Here is a 16,319-nt window from a genome sequence, read left to right as displayed (position 1 = left end):
GGACCGGCACAGGGCTTCGGGGGAAGGGGAGCTCACGACAGCACGGGCGCCGGGCGGCGGTACAGGTTCCCGGGCGGGGACGCTGCGGTGTCCCAACGCGGGTGCCCGGGCGTTGTGCGGGTGCCCAGTACGTGTGCGGCGTCCTGTGCGCGGGGGCGTGCGGTGCCCCATACATGAGGGGCGGTGCCCCGTACATGCGGGGGCAGTGCCCCGTACGTGGGAGCGGTGCCCCGTATGTGGGAGCGGTGCCCCGTACGTGGGGGCGGTGACCCGTTCACGGGGGTGCGCGGCGGCAGTGTCCCGCGGGTGTGGCGCCGGCGGGCGGGTGTCCCGTACGCGGGGCGCTCGGGGTGCGAGCCCCGGGAGCGAGGGCGGCGCGTACCGGGCGCCCGCCTCCCGGTGGGGCTCAGCGGGGCAGCAGGCGGCGGGCGGCCAGGGCCAGGGCGACCTCGACCAGGTCGGAGGGGCGGGACAGGGAGCGGCCCGTGAGCTGCTCGTAGCGGCGCAGGCGGTTCAGGACGGTGTTGCGGTGGCAGTACAGGCGGCGGCCGGCGCGCTGGGCGGAGCCGTCGCAGGCGAGCCAGGTGGCCAGGGTGTCCAGCAGCACCTCGGCGTCGGCGGGTTCCAGGCCGGCCAGCGGGCCGAGCAGCCGGTCGGCGAGGGCGGCGCCGAGGTCGGGGCTGGAGACCACCAGCGCCTCGGGGAGGTGCTCCGTCAGACGGACGGTGCCGCCGGTCGCGGGACACAGCCGCAGGGCGGTGTCCGCCAGCCGGCGGGCCTCGCCGAGCGCGGCCAGGCCCTCGACGGCGCCGCCTACGCCGACGCGTGCGCCGGGCAGCGGTGCGTCCGGTACCGCGTCCGCGCCGTCCTCGGCGAGGACGATGCCGTAGTCCGTCTCGGCGCCCGGGTGCCAGTACGCGCGCGTGCCCGGCGCGAGGACGGCACGGGCGCCGTCGGCCGGATCGCCGCCCTCGACCGCGACGACGACGTACCGGCCGTGCTCGGGCAGGTCCAGCGCCTGCGCGGCCTCCGGCAGGTCGGCGATGCGGCTGGTGCCGTCCAGCAGGGCGGCGGCCAGCAGCCGCACCCGGTTGTCGCGCCGCCAGGCGAGCTGCCGCTCGGTCTGCCGGTAGGCGTCCGCGACGAGGGTGCAGTGCTCGTCGACGAAGTCCCACACGTCGGACGCCACGTGCACCAGGAGCCGTACGTCCTCGGGGGCCGTCCGGCACGTCTCGTCGACCAGTCCCTGCCACACCAGCGAGCCGCCCAGCCGGAAGGCGTGCAGCAGCGCGTCCAGCGGCAGTCCCTGCTCGGCGCGCGTGGTGCCGATCCGCCAGGAGCAGCGGCGCGCCGCGTCCCGGGTGCCGCGCGGGTCCAGCAGGGAGGAGACGCTGTGCCGCAGTGAGCGGTGCACCTCCTGCCAGATGCCGGCCGGGTCGCTCTCCAGCGCGGCCCGGTAGGCGGGTTCCTGCTCCTGCAGGACGGCGACCAGCCGGTCGGTGAGCTGGGGCAGGTCGGCCAGCAGGACGCGGGCGGCGCGGTGCAGCGCGCGCAGCGCGTCGGCGTCGATCAGCGACCGCACGCGCGGGGGGCGGGTCCGCGGCGCGGGCGTCGGTCCGGGGCGGAGCACGGTTCGTGGCCGTACGGCTTGGTGCATCGTGGTTCTCCCCCAGGGTCGGCTTCCCGGTGGCGCCCGCCCGGTGGTCCCGCGCCGGCGCCCGGCCGGCCCGGCAGTCCCGGGCCGGCCGCCACCTGACTCGTCCTGCCCCGAAGAATGGCATACCGTCCGGTCGGTCCCTAGAGTTGTGCACCGGTCTTTTGGTGACGGGTCCTTGGGGACGGCCACGCACCGGCCCGGGCCCCGCGGCCGCGCCCCGCCCGCCGCCCCGCCGGGGGGCGGCTCACAGCTGGGCGCCGGTCCTGTGCGCGGAGCCGGGCGGCGGTCCGTCCGCCTGCTCGACCATGCGGGCCAGCTCGACCCGGGAGCGGACGCCGAGCGCGGCGAAGACGTTGCGCAGGTGGTAGTCGACCGTGCGGGTGCTGACGGACAGGCTGAGGGCGACCTCGCGGTTGGTGGCGCCCTCGGCGACGCACCGCACGATGCGCAGCTGCTGCGGGGTCAGCCGGGCCAGCCGCTCCGCTCCGGCCCGGGCCGGTTCCCCGGCCGCCGTCCCGCTCGGCGCGGCGCCGTTGGCGCGCAGTTCCGCCCCCGCCTGCTGGGCCCACCTGCGGGCGCCGCAGCGTTCGAAGCCCATCAGGGCGGCCCCCAGGTGCGTGCGCGCCTCACGCAGCCGGCGCCGGCGCCGCAGCCACTTGCCGTAGAGCAGCTCGGTACGGGCCCGTTCGAAGTCCCCGGCCGTCTCCTCGTGGCGGTCCAGCGCCCGCCGGTACAGCTCGTCGGCCGCCTCCGGTGCGGCGAGCAGGGCGCGGCAGCGCAGGAGCTGGGCGGGCGCCTGGGGGTCGGCGTCGCAGGCCGCCCACAGGGCGAAGTCCTCGACGACCGCACGGGCGTGCTCGGGCTGCCCGCTCAGCGCCGCGGCCTCGACGAAGCAGGGGACGGCGAGCATCCACACCGCGAAGTGCCCGCGCCGCGGGCCGGGACGCACGAGCGGGCCGAGCCGGTCGGCGGCCTCCCGGGGCCGGCCGCGGCCCAGGTCGGCGCGGGCCGCCGCCCACTGCGCGAGGGTGGCGGCCTGCGCCAGGCCGTGCCGCCGGGCCGTCGTCAGCGCGGCCGACACGTGCCCGGCGACGAGGTCGGTCTCGCCCTCGATCGACGCGGCCAGGGCCAGGATCGCGTGGTGCTGGGCGGCCGTGTTGCGCTGTCCGGTCCGGTGCGCGCTGCGCAGCCCCTCCTCGGCGTGGGTACGGGCCAGCGCGTGCCGCCCGGCCCGCAGCTCGGCGTAGGCCAGGTACTCCAGGGCGCGCGGCTCCAGGGCGGCGGAACCGAGGGTGCGGGCCGCCGCCAGCGCCCGTGCGCCGGCCCGGCGCGCGGCGGTCACGTCACCGAGCAGCAGGGCGGCGGTGGCCGAGCGCAGCAGCCGGCCCGGATCGTCGGCGGGACGGCACCGGTCCACCACGCGCCCGAGCGGCCCGGCCGCCAGGTCGAAACGCCCCCGCAGGACCGCCCGCATGCCCTCGCGGTGGTCGTGCAGCAGGGCCCGCCGCTCGCCGGGGGACGGCTCGGGCCCGTCCGCGGCGGCCGAAGGGCCGGGTCCGTCGTGGTCGAGGACCCGCAGGCACGCCGCCAGGTCGCCCGCGGCCCACGCCGCGTCGGCCGCTGCCAGGGCGGCCGACGCGGCCTCCTCGGGATCGTGGGCCGCGAGCAGCCGGGCGGCGAGCAGCAGGGACTCACGGGCGTCGTCCACGGGACCGTCCGCGAGCAGCGCCGTCCCCCGCAGGAGCTCGGCCCGGCCGCGCACCACGGCGGCCGCCGGCCGGCTGCGCGCCCGGTCGAGCAGGCGCAGGGCCTCGCAGGAGTCGCCCGCGAGCAGGGCCTGCTCCGCGGCGGCCGTGTACCGGTGCGCCCGCTGCGACTCCTCAGGCGTCAGCTCGGCGGCGCGCAGGTGGGCCGTGCGGCGCAGGGCGTGGGGAAGGGCGGCCGGGCTGTCGGCCGCGGCCGACAGCGCGGCCGCGAGGGCGGCGTCGGGTCCTGTCGCCGCCCAGGAGCGGTGCAGCAGCGCGAGGACGTCGTGGCCGCCGGGCAGCGCACGGGCCAGCGCGCGGTGCGCGGCGCGGCGCCGCTCGGGCGCCGCGGCGGCGTACACCGCCCTGCCGAACAGCGCGCTGCGGAACCGGAACCGCCCGTCCGCCAGCACGAGCGTGTCGGGCACGGGCAGGGGCTCCGGCGTGACGGGGGCGGTGACGCGGGCGGTGACGCGGGCGGTGACGGGGGCGGTGACGGGGGCGGGCTCCGCGGGAGGGCCGCCCGCCTCCCCGGGGGCGGGGCGGGGGTCCGGGGCCGGCGCCTCCTGGCCGCCTTGGAGGGACGCGTCCGTCCGGAGGACGAGGAGGGAGGTGCGGGCCGGTGCGTCCCCGCCGTCACCGCGGGCCCCGGCCGCCCGCCGGCCGGGGCCCGGGACGCGGACCCGTACGCCCCCGCTGCCCGGGGGATCAGCGGCCGCCCGGGCCGCGAGGGCGTGGTCGGGGGCCGGCGCGCCCGCGGCGTCACCGGTGCCTTCCACCGCCCGCAGGACGACGCCGGCGTCGGTGTCCGCCTCCCCCGAGGCGTGCAGCGCGGCCGCCACCGTCAGCAGCAGGCCGTCGTCTTCGGGCGGCAGGCCGGCCAGACATCGGCCGGCCGCGGCGGTCAGGGCCTCGGCGTCGGCCAACGGCCGCGGCAGGGGCCGGCATCCGCCGAGCTGGGCGGGTGAGAGCCGGCGGACCAGGGCCAGCAGAAGGGCCGGACTGCCCTCCGCCTCGGCCACCAGTTCGTCGCGGACGGCCGGATCGACGGCTCCGTCCGTCGCGTCGTCCACCAGGGCGGCGGCGTCCGCCGGGGCCAGGGGCCCCAGGCGCAGCACGGGCAGCCCGGCGAACTCCCGGTCGGGCGGGCGGTGTCCGGCCACGGTGAGGAGGAGGCCGAGTCCCGCCCGGCCCGCCGTGTGCAGGCGGATGCCCGCCTCCCCGAGGGCGGCTCGCGAAGCGGCGTCCCACAGGTGCGCGTCGTCCACGCACACCAGGAGCGGGGCCTGCGCGCCCGCCGCGCGCAGGGCGCCGAACAGTGCCTCCCCCGCCGGCCCCGGCCCGGGCCGGGCGAGTTCCTCGGCGGGCCGTCCCAGGGCTCGCGACAGCGCGCGCAGGCCGCCGTAGGGCTGGCGCGCCCAGGCCGGGTCGGACCGCACCCGCACCACCGGGCCCGGTGTGAAACAACGGGCGGCGGACTCGAGGAAGGCCGTGCGGCCGCAGCCGGGTTCACCGGTCACGACGTGGACGGCGCCCTCGGCGCGCAGCCGGTCCAGCAGCTCGGCCACCGCCTGCCGCCGCGTGCCCGCGCGGTACCGGAGCGGAGCGGGTCTCGGGGTCGTCTGTCCGGTCATTCCCGCCATGTTACGTACGGGTAACGAGAGGTGGAAGGCGCGCGTCCACACCGTCTCGGCGGCTCATCGACCGTGCCACCTGCGCGTTCGCGGGGTGCGGCCGGGCGTCTTTCTGTGCCGGGGCACAACGCCCGCGGCCCGGCGCGGTGCGCCCGCACAACGCCGGCGGCGGCCGCGAGGGCCGCCACCGGGTCACGCCGCGAAGGTCAGGAGGTGTGCGGGCAGTTGCCCCGGTACTCCTCGATCGTCGAGCTCGGCCGCGGCAGCGGGCAGAGGAACTGCTCGTAGCGGGTGTCGTTGTCGATGAACCTCTTCAGCCACGAGATGCTGTACTTCGCGATCGTCGTGTTCGACGTGTTGGGCGCGAAGTGGGTGGCGTTGTTCAGCTCCAGGTAGGCCCGGTCGAGCGAGGACGGCAGGCTGGAGTAGAACGGCTCGGCGTGGCTCGACACGGGGGCGATCGAGTCGCCGTCCGCCCCGAAGATCAGGGTCGGCGTCCTGAGCTCCGGCCACGTCTTGTCGAGGTTCCAGGGCGTCATCGGGATCGCGGCCTGCAGCGAGGGGCGGGACTTGGCGGCCTCGAGCGAGCCGCCGCCGCCCATCGAGTGGCCCATGACGCCCAGCCGGCTGCTGTCGATGCGGCCGCGGACCGAGCTGCGCTCGGTGAGGTAGTCCAGGGCGGCGAGCAGCTGCCGTCCCCGGGAGTCCGGCTGGTCGAGGGTGGTGAGCGTGTCGATGGTGAAGACGACGAAGCCCTGGGAGGCCAGGCGCGGCCCCAGCCAGGAGATGGAGGACTGGGTGCCGGTGTAGCCGGGCGAGACGGCGACCGCGCCGAAGGTGCCGTCGGCGGTGCTGGTCGGGTAGTAGATGGTGCCTCCGCCGAAGCCGGTGACGGCGAGCGAGGAGACGCTCGTCTCCGAGACGGCGTACGGGCCGCGCAGCGCCTCGATGCTGGAGTTGCTGGGCGCCGGGCCGCGCTCGTAGGGGTTGTCCGCGGCGTGGGCGCCGGGGCCGCTGAGGGTGAGTCCGACGACGGCGGTGACCGCCGCGGCCAGGCCGGCGAGCCGGCCGGCCCTGCGGGGCGCGGTACGGACCGGGAGCGGGCGTGCGGTGCTGCTGTGGGGGTGCTGCACGACGAGTCGTCCTCTCTGTCGACCAGCGGCCCGGCGGCGCGGCGCACGGGGGGAGACGCGTGACGCGTCCGTGCACCGCCCGACGGGCTCCGCCGATGGGCTGGGAGCTGCCACTGTCGGCGGGGGACACCCGTCCGGGGACCGGCAATGTCACCGGTCTCGTCACCGGTCCTGCCACCGGTCCCGGCACCGCGCCGGGCCGGCGGGCCCGGGGCCGGGGAGGCCTTCCGCCCCACCATCCGGATCGTTACGACTTCTTCACCGCGCTCGAACGCATCGGCGGCCCGTACCCGAGCACCCGTAGGGCTGTCTCCTGGTCGAGGGGTCCGTCATGGTCTGGGTCGCCGTACTGCTGTTGCCGCTCCTGAGCGTCCTGCTGCTGGTCATGGACCGTGTGGAGGAGCGCCTGTTCGAGCCTGCCCCCGCGCGGCGCCGGCACGCGGCACGCAAGCGTCATCTGCGCCTGATCCGGGGCGGATCCGCGCGGGAGCGGGCCGTCCCCGGAGCGGACGGTGCGCGGGAGCGGGCCGCCTGAGCGCCGTCCGGCCCCTGGGAGCGCGTCGCCCTCGGCCCGTACGCCCGTCCCGGAACTCCGCCACGCCCGGCGGTCGTTGCGTCCGCGGGAGCCACCACGGCGTCACGCAGGGGGGACGGGGTCGCACGACGGCACGGCGGAACACCGTCGGGGACGTCTTCCCGGATCTGGACCGCGGCACGGCCGCGCAGCGGCCGCACACCCCGCCGGGTTCCAGCGCGTACCCCGGTGCCGCCGTCTCCCCCGGCACCGGACTCCGCACCCGGCCCGCCCGGCCCGCCCACGCCGGGTGAACGCGGTTTTCACGTCGACGACGACACGGCCCGCTTCGCGGCCGGCACCGGCTTCCGCGCCCCGTGACCACCCGGCGGGTCGCAGAACAAGCCCTGTGCGCCGATTGCGTCTGCCGCGCGGGGGGCACTCCGGCCCTGTGCGGACACAGCAGACGCAACAGCGCGCACGGCCGCGGCGGGTCCTGCTGACCGGGTGGTTCAGCTTCCCGGACGGAGAGGCGACCGCCGGGGACGTGCTGGCGCTGCGCCGGGTGGAGGACGTGCTGCGCGGGACGGGCATCCCGTACGAGGTGGCCTGGAGCCCCGGGTTCCTGCCGGAGGCGCTGCACCTGGCGGACGTACGGCCCGGCGACTACTCCCACCTGGTGTTCGTGTGCGGCCCGCTGCACGGGCCGCAGGTCGAGGAGCTGCACCGGAGGTTCGCGCACTGTGTGCGCATCGCCGTCGGCACCTCGGTGATCGACCCGGACAGCCCGGCCGTGACCGGCTTCCACCGGGTGCTGCCGCGGGACGCGCCGGACACCGCGCCGGTGGAGGACCTGGCGGCCCGCGCCCCGGCCGTGCCCGCCCGGCCGGTGGTCGGGGTGATCCTCACGCAGGGGCAGCACGAGTACGGGGAGCTGCGGCGGCACGGACGGGTGGCCGAGGAGGTGACGCGCTGGCTGGGCGGCAAGGACTGCGCCCGGCTGGAGCTGGAGACCCGGCTCGACACCCACGACTGGCACCTGAGCGCGACGCCCGCCCAGCTGCAGTCCGTGCTGGCCCGGCTGGACCTGGTCGTCACCGACCGGCTGCACGGGCTGGTGCTCGCCCTGCGGGTGGGCACGCCGGTCCTGGCCGTCGACCCGGTGGCGGGCGGGGCGAAGGTGACCGCGCAGGCCCGGGCCTGCGGCTGGCCCGCGCTGCTGACCGCCGAGCGGCTGGACGCGCGGCGGCTGGACCGCTGGTGGAACTGGTGCCTGACCGGCGGCCGGGTGGCCGCCCGGCAGATCCGCGACGCCTTCCAGGAGGGCACCGTGCCGGACAGCGCGGACCGGCTCGTCGAGGCGCTGGCGCCGCGGGCCGCCGGTTAGCCCGTGGCGGGTCCGGGCACCCGGTGGCCCGCCGGACCGCCCCGGAAGGAGGGACCGTGTCCATCGGCCGACTCACCGATCACGAACAGCGCGTCCTGGACGAGATGGAGCGCGCGCTGCGCCGCGACCGCCGCCTCGACCGGCGGCTGCGCACGTTCCGTCCGGGCAGCGACGCGGCCCGCTTCCCCCGGCCACGGACCGTGGCCGCTCTGCTCGCGGTGTCGGTCGCCCTGATGGTGGCCGGGATCGTCACGTCCGAGCCGGCGGTGATCTGGGCGTTCGCCGCGGTGTGGCCGACGACGCTGTTCGCGGCGTTCCGGCTGCTGTGCCGGTGGTCCGAACGCTGAACGCCCGCCCCCTTCCCGCCGCGGGCCGCCCTCTTCCTCCCGCGTCCCCGTTCGCGTGCGGTCCGTCACCCGATGTAGCGGCGTGCCGTCGACGCGCGCTGCGCGGGCTCCAGCAGCCGCAGCCGTGACTCCACCTGCGGGGGCAGCACCCGGCGTTCGCGCAGCACCCACGGCAGGGCGGCCGCCGCCTCGGCGAAGGCGCGCAGGGAGGCGGTGTCGCGCGGGACCGTGCGGGCCAGTCTCAGGGTGCGGCGCAGCGCGGGACCGGCCGGGCGGCGCAGCCAGGTGAACCACAGCGTGTTGCGGATGCCGTGCGTACGGCGCAGCGTGGAGTCCCGCGCCGGGGAAGGGTGGTGATGCACCGTCAGATGATCGGCGTACGTCAGCCACCAGCCGTCGGCCGCCAGGTCCGCGGCGAGCAGTTCCTCCTCGCCGCCCAGCCACAGCCGCGGATGGAACCCGCCGGCGGCCCGGAAGGCGTCGGTGCGCAGCACGGTCGCGGCGGCCAGGAAGGAGCCGAGGGCCGGACCGGGCAGCCACTCGGGCCCGGGGATGGGCGAGTCGCGCAGTTCCCTGACGATCGGGTCCTCGGTGCCGTCCGGTTCGACGACGATCCGGGCCGTGACCGTACCGACCGCGGGGTGCCGGTCGAGCAGGTCGGCGGCTCCGGACAGCGAGCCGGGCGCCCACCAGGAGTCGTCGTCGCAGAACGCGGTGTAGGGCGTGCGGACCTCCCGCACCGCCAGGTTGCGGCCGACGGCGCCGAGGTTGCGGCCGGGGGTCAGCAGCCGTACCCGGGGGTGGTGGCGGGCGACGGCGGCCGAGGTGCCGTCCGTGGAGCCGTTGTCGGTGACGATCACCGGGGGCTCCTCCGGCAGTTCGGCGAGCCGGGCGAGGGTGCGCAGGAGTTCGTCGCGCCGGTTGCGGGTGATGACGACGACCGTCGTGCGGGGGTCGGTCATGCCGTCGCTCCGTCCAGCAGGCGGGCGGCCCGCTCCACGTGCGGGGGCAGGGGCCTGCGTTCGCGCAGGACGGCGGGCAGGCGGGCGAGCGTCTCGCGCAGGGCGCGCCGGGCGTGGCCGTCGCGCCGGGCCTCGGCCGCGAGGTCGCGGGTGCGGGCCAGCGCGTACGGCACGGGGCGGCGCAGCCACGCGGTGAGCAGCGCGTTGCGGCGCTGGACGGCCGGGCGGTCGGTGCGGGGCACGGGCGCCGGGTGGTGGTGGGCGACCACGTCGGGGCAGTGGGTGACGCCCCAGCCGCGGGCGGCCAGGTCGTAGGCGAGGAGGGTCTCCTCGCCGCCGAAGAACAGCAGCCGGTGGAAGCCGCCCGCGTCGAGGTAGGCGCTGCGGCGGACGACGGCGGCGCAGGCGAGGAAGCCCAGGACCTGTGTGCCGGGGAGGTCGGTGGCGGGGCCGAGGGGGGAGGCCGCCAGCACCTCGTTGAGCGGGTCGGGTTCCGCCGCCGGACCGACCAGGGTGCGGGCGGCGATCAGGCCGAGCCGCGGATGGGCCTCGAACAGGCGGGCCGCGGTGCTCAGCGCGCCGGGCGCCCACCAGGAGTCGTCGTCGCTGAACGCCACGTACGGGGTCCTCAGGGCGCGGGCGCCGTGGGTGCGGGCGAGGGCGCCGCGGTTGAACGGCAGGGCCAGGACGCGGACCCGGGGGAACTCGCGGCGGACCATCGCCCGGGTGTCGTCGGTGGAGGCGTTGTCGACGACCAGGATCTCCGGGCGCTCGGGGAGGGCGAGCAGGTGGCGGAGGGTGACCGCGAGGCCGGCGCAGCGGTTGCGGGTGGCGATGACGACGCCGACGGGGGCGCGGCCGGTGTGCGGCACGGCCGTGCCGCGGTCCGTGGGCGGGGTGGTCATGGCGCGGCCCCTTTTCACGGGTTTCACGGATTTCACGGGTTTCACGGGTTTCACGGACTTCAGGCCTCCGGGAGGCCGTCGAGGGCGGCGAGGACGTCGTCGGTGGTGATCCGCAGCAGCGCCGGGTCCGTGGTGCGGCCGTGCGGGTCGCCCTCCGGGCCGTGCCACAGGGCGCGGTGGCGCGGGTGCGGGGGCGGGCCCCAGCGGCTCGGGGCGACCGGGCCGAAGAGCGTCACCGAGGGGGTGGCGTGGGCGAACGCCAGATGGGCGATGCCGGTGTCGCCGCTGACCACGGCGCGGGCGCCGGCGACGAGGGCCGAGAGCCGGTCGAAGGGGAGGCCGCCGCCGAAGACGTCGGTGCCGGGCAGCCCGGCCCGCCGGGCGAGCCCGGCCACCAGGTCGTCCTCCCGCGCTCCCCCGGTGACGACGACCCGCAGGCCGCGGGCGCGCAGTCCGGCGGCCACGGCCGCGTACCGCTCGACGGGCCAGCAGCGGGCGGGCGCGCCCGCGCCGGGGTGCAGGACGACGGCGCCGGGCGCCGGGGACGCCGCGGACGGGCGGGGCAGGCGCAGGTCGTTCGGGTCGGCGTCGATGCCGTACGCCTGGAGCAGCCGGCACCAGCGGTCGCGCTCGTGCTCCCGCGCGTCCCAGGGCGGACCGTCGATCTCCGGCGTCCCGGGGTGCGCGAAGGCCAGCAGCCGCAGCGGACGCAGCCGCATGAGGAGGCGGTGGCTGGGCGGGCCGTTGCCGTGCAGGTCGACCGCGACGTCCGGGGGCGGGCCGGTCCAGCCGAGGCTCTCGGGGACGGCCCGGCCCGGCGCGGAGGCGGGCAGCAGCCGGTCCACGGCCGCGGTCGCCGCGGCGGCCGGCGCGAGTTCGGCGGGCGCCGCCAGCACGAGTTCGTGCTCGGGGAAGCCCCGGCGCAGCGCGCGCAGGGCGGGGACGCCGGCGAGGAGGTCGCCGAGGCCGAGCGCCCGCAGCACCAGAAGCCGCGGCGGCCCCTGCGGGCCCCGGCCCTGCCCGTCGTCCGCACCCACCGTCAGCGTCCGGCTCCTTCGTTCACCCATGCCAGCAGCCTGTCCCGTCCCGCGCGCGTCCGCCGCCGCAGCGGGTCCATCGGGTGCGGCCCGTCCGCGGGAGCGGGCCCGGGCCGGTTCCGGGCTGCCGCCCCTGCGCCGGCCCCGGTGCCCCGGCCACCGGCCCGGCACCGGAACCGGTCACGCGGCACCGCACGCCCACGCCCGCGGGCCGGAACCCCTTGCGCGCCACCGGCCGGACAGCCCCGAAAGCACCGGACAGCACCGGCCGACCGGCTCCGGCAGGAGCGCGGTGACCGGGGAGGACGGCGGCCGGGGAGGACGGCGGCATGGTCGCCGCCGTCCTCGGCCGGGACGCCGGGGCGCAGGTCGGGCAGCCGGACAGCCGGACAGGAGGCGTTCGAGGTGGTCTCGCCGGAGTCGCCGAGACGGGGTGACGAGCGCCGTCACGCACGCCTCCCCCGCGGGGGGCCGGGCGTGAACCCCCTCCGGGCGGGCCGTTCGCCAGCCGGGTCGCGGCCCCACGGCGGCCCGTCCAGCACCGCGCGGACGGCGGCCGGCAGGTCGGGCGCGACGTGCCCGGCGCTCGCGGTCTCCTCGGGCCGGGTCGCGCCGTTCGGTACGAGGATGCCGTGGGCGCCGGCCCGGCGGGCGGCCTCCACGTCGGCGCCGATGTCGCCGATCACGACGCAGTCGGCGGGGTGGGTGCAGATCCGCCCGGCCGCCCAGAGGATCATGCCGGGCTGCGGTTTGCGGCAGTGACAGCCGTCGTCCGGTCCGTGCGGGCAGACGGCCCACACGTCGAAGGGGCCGAGGAGTTCGTCGACGCGCCGGTTGACGCGGCGCACGTCGGCGTCGGTGAGCAGGCCCCGGGCGACGCCGGACTGGTTGGTGACGACGCCGGTGCGGATGCCGCGCTCGCGCAGCAGGCCGAGGGCCTCGCGGGCGCCCTCGACGGGGCGGACGAGGCCGGGATCGGCGTTGTAGGGGACGTCTTCCACGAGGGTTCCGTCGCGGTCGAACAGGACCGCCCTGACCGGGCTCATCGGGCCGCCTCCCGCCAGGCGGGAGCGCGGCGGGGGCGCCGGGCGCCCGCCGGCCGGTGCCGGCCCGAGGCGGGCGGGACGAGCCCGCTCGTGGCGGGCGCGGCCCTCGTCCCGTACCGGGTGCGCGGTCCGCGGGCGACGCGGGCCCGGGCGAACACCCTGGTCCCGGCGGCCCGGCGGTGCCTGGTGGCGGCGAGGAGCAGGCGGGCGCCGCCGGCCCGGGCCCGCTCCGGGGCGGGGCGGGTGCCGGTGTCGGGCGGCCGTGCGCACGAAGGGGGGTCCACCGACCCGGCTCCGCCGGTCGCCGGGGCCCGGTGCCAGGGGCGTCCGTTCACGGGGTTCTCCTCGCTCTCGTCGCCACTTGCGTGTCGGCGCGGGTAACCTGGCAGCGCCCCGGCTATCTCGAACCTGCGTTCGACATCGGTCCGCGAACTGCGTACGCACGCGTTGCGCGCAGTCCCCGCACGCCTTCCGCGACCGGGAGGACGACCGGAACGGGGACCTGATGGCGCGCCGCCACCGTCCCGAGCGCCGCCCGCGCCACGACCGTCCAGGCGCGGCCCGGCAGCGTCGACCGCCGCGGGGCCGAGTGCATCGCGCTCGCCTTCGCATCGCGCTCGCCCTCGGCGCCGGGCCCGGCGACGTCGTCCCCGCTGGGCAAGCGGCACATCGAGAAGTACCCGGAGCCGGTGCGGCGCATGGCGGACGAGGGCCACGAGCCCGCCGGCCACACCCGCAGCCACCGGATCCCGGCTCGCCTCGGGCCCGCGCCTCAAACGGTCGTCGCGTAGTCGGGCAACACCAGCCCCGAGTGCGCCGCGCGCGCTTCTTCCGCGCCCGTTGCCGCCATCGCCTCCGCCGCCGTCCGCGGGTCGCGCACCAGGGCGTTGCGGGCGTCGATCTGTTCCTGCGTCGTCGGTGTCACCACCGTGCCGCCGCCGGTGGCCAGCGCCTGGTTGCGCTCCGCGAAGAAGCGCATCCGGCGCTCGTAGGCGGCGAAGGCGTCGGAGTGACTGGCGTGCGTGGCCAGTTCGCCGGCCAGGACGTACGCGCCGACGAGAGAGACGCTCGACCCCTGGCCGGAGAGGAACGAGGTGGCGTGCGCGGCGTCGCCCGCCAGCACGACACGCCCGTGCGACCAGGAGGGCATGTGGATCTGGCTCACGATGTCGAAGAAGAGGTCGTCGGCCTCCCGCATCGCCTCCACCAGGCGCGGCACGTGCCAGACCTGCTCCGGGAAGTGCGCGGCGACCAGATCGCGCTGCGCCCGCGGGTCGCGGAACGCGTCGAAGGGCGGGGTGCCGCGCGTAAAAGTGAGGAAGCCGTGCACCCGCTCGGACGGTTCGTGGGCGTACAGGACCGCGCTGCGGCCCGGCTTGTTCCAGATGACGCCCTCGTGCGCGAGCCCGAACTCGTTCGGGAGCGTGAAGCCCGCGAAGACGTACCCGAGGTAGCGGTGGAAGGGCTCCTCCGGGCCGAAGACCAGCCGGCGGGTGTTCGAGTGCAGCCCGTCCGCACCGGCCACGAGGTCGAAGGTGCGGCGCGTACCGCTGTCGAAGACGACGTGCACGGCGTCCCCGCTGTCGTCCAGGGTCGCGATCGAGTCGCCGAAGAGGAACTCGACCCGGTCGCGCAGCAGCGCGTAGAGCGCGTCGGCCAGGTCGCCGCGCCGGACCTCGACGTCGAGACCGGCCTCTCCCCCGGTCATCTGCTCGGGCCGCAGCGAGCCGACCGTCTCGCCGGTCGCGTCCACGAAGGTGATCCGCTGGCTGTCGACGTGCGCCGCGCGCAGGCGCGGCAGCAGACCCATGCGGTCCACGACCTCGCGGGCCGTGCCGCGTACGTCGATCGCGTAGCCGCCCCCGCGCACGGCGGGTGCCTTCTCGACGACGGTCACCTCGAAGCCGTACCGGTCGAGCCAGTACGCGAGTGCGGGGCCTGCGATGCTCGCTCCGGAGATCAGCACGCGGCGGGGGGAAGGGGGCCTGTGGCTCATGTCTTCGTGCCTTTCCGCCGGGATGGGCCCCGGCACGGTGGCGGTGCGCACCGCAGGAGCGGCAAAAATGCGTACCTTAGGTATCCTTATGGAGGCCATGCGGCACCCTTGCCGGTGCCGGACACCCCCAAGATATAGATACCTAACTCAGGTATGCAAGTGGAGCTGCCGTGTCGTCCGAGTCCCCAGGTGAGTCCCCCCAGACGCCCGCACCGGGAAGCACGCACGCCGACCTGCTCGCAGTGCTGCCCCGGATCACCCAGTTGAGCGCCGCCTTCACCAAGGGCCGGCTCGCCGAACGCGCCACCGAGGCGGCCGGCCTGGCTCGCGACCGCCCCGCCATGGGCGTGCTGGTATCCCTCCGTACGGCAGACAAGCCGCTGCGGATCGGCGAGATCGCCGACCGCCTGCAGGTCGTGGGCCCACACGTCACCCGCCAGGTCCAGGCCCTGGAGAAACGTGGTCTCGTACGCCGTGTCGCCGACCCGCACGACCGCCGCGCGAGCCTCATCGAACCGACCGACAAGGGGACGGAGGCCGCCAACCGTTACGTGACCTTCCTGCTGGGCTGGTTCGCCGAGGCGCTCGCCGACTGGCCGCAGCAGGACCGCGACGACCTCGTCCGGCTCCTCGCGCGCCTCGCCGACGACGTGACGGCCAGGCTGGCGCGGTTCGACGAGAACGGGGAGGACTGAGAGACCGTCTCCCGGCCAGGGCGTCCGCTGCCGTGCGGGGGAGCTCCGGCCGGGACAGAGGGGATCGTGTGTCGCCGCACGGCGCGCCGCCGCAGCGGACGGCCCGCGCACGCGGGACCCGCGGCACCCGGCCGGCACTGCGCCGAGCGGGTGAGGCACCCGCGAAGACGCCGACGGACCGTGACGATTCCCTACGATCGTGGTGTGGTCGACTTCCTCCTCGAACGCACGGCACCGCTCCCCCTCGACGAGGCATGGCGGCGGCTCACGGAATGGCCCCGGCACGGCGAGGTGGTACCGCTCACCCGCATCACGGTGGTCACACCTGCGCCGACCCGCGCGGGCACGCGCTTCGTGGCACGTTCGGGCGTCGGCCCGTTCACCTTCGACGACCCGATGGAGGTCACGGTCTGGCAGCCACCGCGGGACGGCGCGCCCGGCCTGTGCCGCCTGGAGAAACGGGGCCGGATCGTCCTGGGGTGGGCCGAGATCGAGGTACGGCCGGGGCCCGGCGGCCGGGCCCGGGTGCTGTGGCGGGAGGAGATCCGGGTCCGCCCGCTGCCGGGCCTCTTCGACGGCCTGCTGCGGCGGTCGGCCCGGTATGTGTTCGGACGCGCGGTGAACCACCTGCTGCGCCGGCCGTGACGACGGCGGGAGGGCCCCGCCGGCGGGGCCGCCCCGACGGCGGGGACGCGGCGGCCGGGAGCGGCGGGGCGACGACGGTGGGCGCCGCCCACCGGACCACCACCCGACACTTCGTCGACGACCGACGACCGACGGCCAGGTCCGGCCCGTACCGGTACAGCCCGGCACCGCGCGGACCCGCGCCACACGGACCCGCGCCGCCTCGCGCCGCAGTCGCGGAGACAGACACAGAGGCGGACGCGGACACAGTGCCCCGTTCGGGGAACGGATACCGGTCACCAACCGCAGTGGATTTCCACCATTTGCCGGTATTCGACCACTCTACGGCGTGGCATCCGGACGAATCAGGATTGCAACCGCAAGGTTTGATTACGCACTGCCCGATGCCGGGAGCTCCGTGGCACGTGTGCCCCCTGTCCGTCCCAGCGCCCCCCACCTCCCGCCCTCCACGGGGACGAATCGAGGAAGCCGATGGCCACCCACACTGAACCCGTCTCTCCTGTGCCGGCGGTGGAGCGCCATGGCCTGGGGCAGGTGATCGTGTCCTGGCTGACCACCACCGATCACAAGAAGATCGGGCACCTGTACCTGATCACCTCGTTCGGCTACTTCCTGA

Annotated in this window: 15 protein-coding genes; 6 read left to right on the top strand and 9 right to left on the bottom strand. The window is 77.0% G+C overall.

The annotated features are described in order from the left end of the window. Positions 1-406: 406 nt before the first annotated feature. The 3 genes from AB0L29_RS34375 to AB0L29_RS34365 form a co-directional block, all read right to left on the bottom strand. Positions 407-1,657 carry a helix-turn-helix domain-containing protein gene (locus AB0L29_RS34375; protein ID WP_365833104.1) on the bottom strand — a complete coding sequence of 417 codons (1,251 nt, stop codon included), beginning with the start codon at positions 1,655-1,657 and terminating at the stop codon, positions 407-409. Between the two features lie 244 nt (positions 1,658-1,901). Next, positions 1,902-5,036, bottom strand: coding sequence for a LuxR C-terminal-related transcriptional regulator (locus AB0L29_RS34370; RefSeq protein ID WP_365833102.1), 3,135 nt, complete (start codon positions 5,034-5,036; stop codon positions 1,902-1,904). A gap of 206 nt (positions 5,037-5,242) precedes the next feature. Continuing rightward, positions 5,243-6,169 carry an alpha/beta hydrolase gene (locus tag AB0L29_RS34365; protein ID WP_365833100.1) on the bottom strand — a complete coding sequence of 309 codons (927 nt, stop codon included), beginning with the start codon at positions 6,167-6,169 and terminating at the stop codon, positions 5,243-5,245. Positions 6,170-6,500: 331 nt separating this feature from the next. Between AB0L29_RS34365 and AB0L29_RS34360 the strand changes: the two genes are divergently transcribed. The 3 genes from AB0L29_RS34360 (at position 6,501) to AB0L29_RS34350 (ending at position 8,417) form a co-directional block, all read left to right on the top strand. After that, the gene (locus AB0L29_RS34360) at positions 6,501-6,704 is read left to right on the top strand and encodes a hypothetical protein (RefSeq protein WP_365833098.1); all 204 of its coding nucleotides are present in this window, start codon (positions 6,501-6,503) and stop codon (positions 6,702-6,704) included. A gap of 430 nt (positions 6,705-7,134) precedes the next feature. Continuing rightward, entirely contained in the window at positions 7,135-8,070 is a 936-nt protein-coding gene (locus tag AB0L29_RS34355) for a polysaccharide pyruvyl transferase family protein (protein ID WP_365833096.1), read from the top strand. A gap of 56 nt (positions 8,071-8,126) precedes the next feature. Continuing rightward, positions 8,127-8,417 carry a DUF3040 domain-containing protein gene (locus AB0L29_RS34350; protein ID WP_365833094.1) on the top strand — a complete coding sequence of 97 codons (291 nt, stop codon included), beginning with the start codon at positions 8,127-8,129 and terminating at the stop codon, positions 8,415-8,417. A 65-nt stretch (positions 8,418-8,482) separates the two neighbouring features. Here AB0L29_RS34350 and AB0L29_RS34345 read toward each other — a convergent pair whose 3' ends face one another. The 5 genes from AB0L29_RS34345 to AB0L29_RS34325 all read right to left on the bottom strand — a co-directional run bounded on the left by AB0L29_RS34345 (position 8,483) and on the right by AB0L29_RS34325 (position 12,702). After that, a complete protein-coding gene (locus AB0L29_RS34345; RefSeq protein ID WP_365833092.1) occupies positions 8,483-9,379 on the bottom strand; it encodes a glycosyltransferase in 897 nt (298 codons plus the stop codon). Continuing rightward, on the bottom strand, positions 9,376-10,284 hold the full coding sequence (locus AB0L29_RS34340; RefSeq protein ID WP_365833090.1) for a glycosyltransferase: 909 nt from the start codon (positions 10,282-10,284) through the stop codon (positions 9,376-9,378). Before AB0L29_RS34340 ends, AB0L29_RS34345 begins: the two co-directional genes overlap by 4 nt. A 59-nt stretch (positions 10,285-10,343) precedes the next feature. After that, positions 10,344-11,351 (bottom strand): glycosyltransferase family 9 protein, encoded by a 1,008-nt coding sequence (locus AB0L29_RS34335; RefSeq protein ID WP_365833088.1) that lies wholly within the window; start codon positions 11,349-11,351, stop codon positions 10,344-10,346. Between the two features lie 416 nt (positions 11,352-11,767). Next, entirely contained in the window at positions 11,768-12,367 is a 600-nt protein-coding gene (locus tag AB0L29_RS34330; protein WP_365833085.1) for an HAD family hydrolase, read from the bottom strand. Next, positions 12,364-12,702, bottom strand: coding sequence for a hypothetical protein (locus tag AB0L29_RS34325; RefSeq protein ID WP_365833082.1), 339 nt, complete (start codon positions 12,700-12,702; stop codon positions 12,364-12,366). The genes AB0L29_RS34330 and AB0L29_RS34325 overlap by 4 nt, the downstream gene beginning before the upstream one ends. A 258-nt stretch (positions 12,703-12,960) precedes the next feature. Between AB0L29_RS34325 and AB0L29_RS34320 the strand changes: the two genes are divergently transcribed. Continuing rightward, positions 12,961-13,158, top strand: a complete 198-nt coding sequence (locus AB0L29_RS34320) for a polysaccharide deacetylase family protein (RefSeq protein WP_365833128.1) — start codon at positions 12,961-12,963, stop codon at positions 13,156-13,158. Here the strand turns inward: AB0L29_RS34320 and AB0L29_RS34315 are convergent. Then, positions 13,140-14,363, bottom strand: coding sequence for an FAD-dependent monooxygenase (locus AB0L29_RS34315; RefSeq protein WP_365833080.1), 1,224 nt, complete (start codon positions 14,361-14,363; stop codon positions 13,140-13,142). The two genes, AB0L29_RS34320 and AB0L29_RS34315, sit on opposite strands and share 19 nt — an antisense overlap. 170 nt (positions 14,364-14,533) lie before the next feature. On the opposite strand from AB0L29_RS34315, the gene AB0L29_RS34310 reads away from it, so the two are divergent. Both AB0L29_RS34310 and AB0L29_RS34305 read left to right on the top strand, forming a co-directional pair. Next, positions 14,534-15,058: a MarR family transcriptional regulator gene (locus AB0L29_RS34310; RefSeq protein ID WP_365833078.1), complete on the top strand. Its 525-nt coding sequence runs from the start codon at positions 14,534-14,536 to the stop codon at positions 15,056-15,058. Positions 15,059-15,262: 204 nt separating this feature from the next. Next, positions 15,263-15,703 (top strand): SRPBCC family protein, encoded by a 441-nt coding sequence (locus tag AB0L29_RS34305; RefSeq protein ID WP_365833076.1) that lies wholly within the window; start codon positions 15,263-15,265, stop codon positions 15,701-15,703. Positions 15,704-16,319: the final 616 nt, after the last annotated feature.

The sequence above is a fragment of the Streptomyces sp. NPDC052701 genome (genome assembly GCF_040678355.1).
Taxonomy (GTDB): domain Bacteria; phylum Actinomycetota; class Actinomycetes; order Streptomycetales; family Streptomycetaceae; genus Streptomyces.
This window is presented reverse-complemented; position numbering and strand designations above follow the sequence as displayed.